Here is a 4,158-nt window from a genome sequence, read left to right as displayed (position 1 = left end):
GTTCATCTTCACGTCGGGGTTGATGCGGCCCTCGAAGTTCCGGTTGCCGGACAGCACCGACACCGCGACGAGATCCTCCTCGTTGATCGCCGCGCTGATCTCCGGGGGCAGCGGTCCCGAGTTGCCGATGCACGTCGTGCACCCGTAGCCGACGTTGTGGAACCCGAGCGCCTCGAGGTCGTCGATCAGGCCCGCGCGCTCGAGGTACTCGGTGACGACCATCGAGCCGGGGGCCAGCGAGGTCTTGACCCAGGGGCGGGCGGTCAGGCCCTTGGCGACCGCGTTGCGCGCCAGCAGTCCGGCGGCGAGCATCACCGACGGGTTGGACGTGTTGGTGCACGACGTGATCGCCGCGATGACGACCGCGCCGTCCTTGAGGTCGCACGTGCTGCCGTTGGACATGGTCACCGGCGCGGAGCGGCGCGCCTGCGTCGCGACCGGCGCCTCGTCCTCGATCGCCCGCTCGCCCGGCTGGTTGGTCGGCCCGGGCAGGTAGGTCTTGATCGCCTCGCCGAACGCGCTCGCGGCGTCGCTCAGCGCGACGCGGTCCTGCGGGCGCTTGGGGCCGGCGATCGAGGGCACCACGGTCGACAGGTCGAGCTCGAGGGTGTCGGAGAACGTCGGCTCCTCGGCGTTCTCGTCGTGCCACATGCCCTGCTCGCGGGCGTAGGCCTCCACGAGCTCGCACAGGTCGTCCGGGCGGCCCGAGAACCGCATGTAGCGGATCGTCTCGGCGTCGATCGGGAAGATCGCGCAGGTCGACCCGAACTCCGGGGACATGTTGCCGATCGTCGCGCGGTCCGCCAGCGGCAGCGCGGTGACGCCGGCGCCGTAGAACTCGACGAACTTCCCGACGACGCCCTTCTCGCGCAGCATCTCGGTGATCGTCAGGACGAGGTCCGTGGCGGTGGCGCCCTCCGGCAGCGACCCGGACAGCTTGAAGCCGATGACCTGAGGGATCAGCATCGGGATCGGCTGCCCGAGCATCGCGGCCTCGGCCTCGATGCCGCCGACACCCCAGCCGAGCACGCCGAGGCCGTTGATCATCGTCGTGTGCGAGTCGGTGCCCACCACCGTGTCCGGGTACGCCGTGCCGGTCTTGTCGTCCACGAACACCGTGCGCGCCAGGTACTCGAGGTTGACCTGATGGACGATGCCCGTGTCCGGCGGGACGACCTTGAAGGACTCGAACGCCTGCTGCCCCCACTTGAGGAACTGGTAGCGCTCCTCGTTGCGCTCGAACTCGATCTCGGCGTTGCGGCGGAAGGCGTCCTTCGTGCCGAAGACGTCGACCTGCACGGAGTGGTCGATGACGAGCTCCGCCGGGACGAGCGGCTCGATCTTCGCCGGGTCGCCGCCGAGGTCCGCCATCGCGTCGCGCATCGCGGCGAGGTCGACGACCGCCGGCACGCCGGTGAAGTCCTGCATCACCACGCGCGCGGGGGTGAACGCGATCTCCTGCGAGGGCTCGGCCTTGGCGTCCCAGGTGGCGAGCGCCTTGATCGACTCGGCCGTCACCGCGCCGTTGCCCTCGGTCCGCAGCAGGTTCTCCAGCAGGACCTTCAGCGAGTAGGGGAGGCGAGCGACGTCGTACTGCGACTGCAGCGCGTCGAGGCGGTAGATCGTGTGCTCTCGACCGCCGACCGAGAGGGTTGCGCGGGCATCGAAGGAGTTCGGGTTCTCGGACATGTGGTGGGTCCTTTTCGGTGTCGGGTCAGGCGTCGGCGGGAAGCAGGACGAACGGCTTCCCGGCGGCGGTGGTCAGCGAGCGGAAGTGGTGGTGGTCGAAGGTGGCGATGCGATCGGTTCCCAGACGGCCGGCCACGGCCACCAGGGAGGCGTCCGTGAGCCCGATGTCGGGCCGGAGCCGGGCGATGCCGATCGTCTCACGCAGCGCGTCGGCCCACCACCTCACGTTGTAGGCGCCGGAGTCCAGGTCCTGCCGGAACTCCTCGGCCGCTCCCAGGCGGGAGGCCCAGTGGTCCATCTCGGCGACGGCGAGCGGCGAGGTCCAGAGGTCCTCGCCGAGCGTCGTCAACCACCCCGTCGCCGCGGCGTGGTTGGCGTCGTCGGCCCGCAGGACGGCGAGCACGAACGAGGTGTCCACGACGACCGTCACCGGCCGACGTCGCTCGCGAGGTACTCCTCGTCGCGGGCCGAGAGGTCCGCCGGCAGGCCGTCGCCGGTGACCACGCCGACGGCGCGCGGGCGGATGCGCTTGGGGCGCGTGAGCGACCCTTCCAGCGTGCGGCGGATGTACTCCGCCTTGGAGAGCCCCTCGTCCTCGGCGCGACGGGCCAGGGCCGCGTCGAGCTCGGGGTCGAGGTAGAGGCTCGTCTTCTTCATGCCCTACGTAGGGTAACACTCCCCCGCCGGGTGGCGGCACAGGGGCGGGCGCGGCGACCCGGAGGCGTCGCTCAGCGCACGCGGAAGGACCATCGTCCCGTCAGCTTGTGCCCGTCCAGGGACCGCGCCGACCAGGAGACCCTGTAGACGCCGGACGGGAGCCGCTTGGTCCGCTTGCCGATCACGCGGTTGGGATGGCGGCGATCGTTGCGCCCGCGCATCAGGACCTTGCCCCGCCGCTTCACGGTGAACTTCGCCCCGCCGAGGATCCGCTGGCTGAAGGTGACGTAGACGGTCTTGGGCCCCTTCGAGATGGTCGTGCCGGGCTTCGGGTAGCGCTTGGACACGCCGGTGTGGCCCAGCGCCGTGGTCGGGACGGCCAGGGCGACGAGCACCCCGAGGACGAGACAGCGGCGAGCGGAGGGGGAGGTCATGCGACTGGAGGTCCTTGCGGTTCGGGTGCGCGGAGGAAGCGCACCGTGGTCAGGATGGCCAGGGCCGTCATGCAGCACGCGCTGGCGACGCACCACTGGCAGATGGCGTTGATCTCCTCGATCTCGACGTACGTGAGGTAGCCGGAGAACCCGAAGCCGACCCAGGCGAGTCCGACCGCGGCCAGGCGGCCGTTCTCACCCGGGACGAACAGGGCACCGAGGATGCCGACGTATCCGAGCAGCCCGATCAGGGCGACCGGGATGCCGGCGAGCTTGGACCAGTCCGACGCCTGCACCTTGGCGCAGCCGTGGGCGATCCCGCACGCAGGGTCGATCCCGGCGTAGTGGGCGTACGTGAGGTAGCCCGCCACACCGAGGCCGAGGAACGTCACGGCGAAGGTGGCTGTGCGAAGCCGATCCCTCACGTGCCGGCGAGCTCCTTGACGGCGTCGCTGATCTCGCTGCCGTCGAGCGACTTGACGTCGAGCTTCTTCAGGTCCCCACCGGTCTTCCCGATCAGGAACGACGGCGTGCTCTGCACGCCGAACCGCGACGCCAGCGCCTGCGCCTCGTTCAGCGCCGTCGTACCGGCGGCCCCTTCTCCAGCGGTCAGCGCAGCGTCCACGTCCAGGCCCTCGACCGCCCCGAGCGTGGTGCGCATGAACTCGTCGGTCGCGAAGCCCGAGTTCTCCTGGCCCTGGTTGATGAACAGCAGGTCGATCGCCTGCCAGGCGCGATCCTGCTCCGCCGCGCCGGCGATCGCACGCGCCATCTTCTGGCTGTCGTCGCCGATGAACGCCAGGGGCTGGAACTCGACGCGCAGGGTGCCGTTCTTCACCTCCTCGGCGACGAGGCCCGGCAGCCCGTCACGGGCGAACTGGGCGCAGAACGGGCACTGCATGTCCGCGAACTCGACCAGCGTCACGGGCGCCTTGGGATCACCGACGGACAGTCCGTCCTGAGGGATCCCGGCGAACCGCTGCGCCACCTCGGTCTGGCCGGCCACGGTCTCGCCGGCCTCCTTCGCGGGGCCATCGTCCGTGCCGCTGCTGCTGATGACCACGAGGACGGCGACGACGACCGCAGCTGCGATCAGCACGCCCCCGAGCTGCTGCATCCTGCGCTTGCGCGTCTGCGTCTGCGCCTGTGCGGCCGCAGCCGCCTCGCGCTCCGCGCGGCGCTGCTCCTTGCGTTCGGCTTTCGTCGGTCCGTTGCTCATGCTGTTTCCCTCCGGGTACGGGTGAGTGCCAGACCGCCGGCCGTGAGGCCGAGGGTCCCCAGGACGATCCCGATGACGCCGAGGGTGTTCCCCGAGTCGTCGTCATCGTCAGCTTCCTGGGCTGCCGACACGGCTTCCGGCGTGGCCGCGGGCGCCGCC

Annotated in this window: 6 protein-coding genes; all 6 read right to left on the bottom strand. The window is 70.5% G+C overall.

The genetic code is table 11. The annotated features are described in order from the left end of the window. A partial coding sequence (locus ABYE80_RS17745; protein WP_372791637.1) for an aconitate hydratase occupies positions 1-1,689 on the bottom strand: 1,689 nt, incomplete at its 3' end. 25 nt (positions 1,690-1,714) lie between these two features. Beyond that, positions 1,715-2,119, bottom strand: a complete 405-nt coding sequence (locus ABYE80_RS17740; RefSeq protein WP_372791636.1) for a type II toxin-antitoxin system VapC family toxin — start codon at positions 2,117-2,119, stop codon at positions 1,715-1,717. Then, positions 2,116-2,346 carry a CopG family transcriptional regulator gene (locus ABYE80_RS17735; protein WP_372791635.1) on the bottom strand — a complete coding sequence of 77 codons (231 nt, stop codon included), beginning with the start codon at positions 2,344-2,346 and terminating at the stop codon, positions 2,116-2,118. The genes ABYE80_RS17740 and ABYE80_RS17735 overlap by 4 nt, the downstream gene beginning before the upstream one ends. A 71-nt stretch (positions 2,347-2,417) precedes the next feature. Next, positions 2,418-2,780: a copper resistance protein CopC gene (locus ABYE80_RS17730; RefSeq protein ID WP_372791634.1), complete on the bottom strand. Its 363-nt coding sequence runs from the start codon at positions 2,778-2,780 to the stop codon at positions 2,418-2,420. After that, positions 2,777-3,205 carry a vitamin K epoxide reductase family protein gene (locus ABYE80_RS17725; RefSeq protein ID WP_372791633.1) on the bottom strand — a complete coding sequence of 143 codons (429 nt, stop codon included), beginning with the start codon at positions 3,203-3,205 and terminating at the stop codon, positions 2,777-2,779. The genes ABYE80_RS17730 and ABYE80_RS17725 overlap by 4 nt, the downstream gene beginning before the upstream one ends. After that, complete coding sequence (locus ABYE80_RS17720) at positions 3,202-3,999, bottom strand: DsbA family protein (RefSeq protein WP_372791632.1); 798 nt, start codon at positions 3,997-3,999, stop codon at positions 3,202-3,204. Before ABYE80_RS17720 ends, ABYE80_RS17725 begins: the two co-directional genes overlap by 4 nt. Between the last annotated feature and the right edge of the window lie 159 nt (positions 4,000-4,158).

It is taken from the genome of Paraconexibacter sp., from assembly GCF_041602235.1.
Classification (GTDB): Bacteria; Actinomycetota; Thermoleophilia; order Solirubrobacterales; family Solirubrobacteraceae; genus Paraconexibacter.
This window is presented reverse-complemented; position numbering and strand designations above follow the sequence as displayed.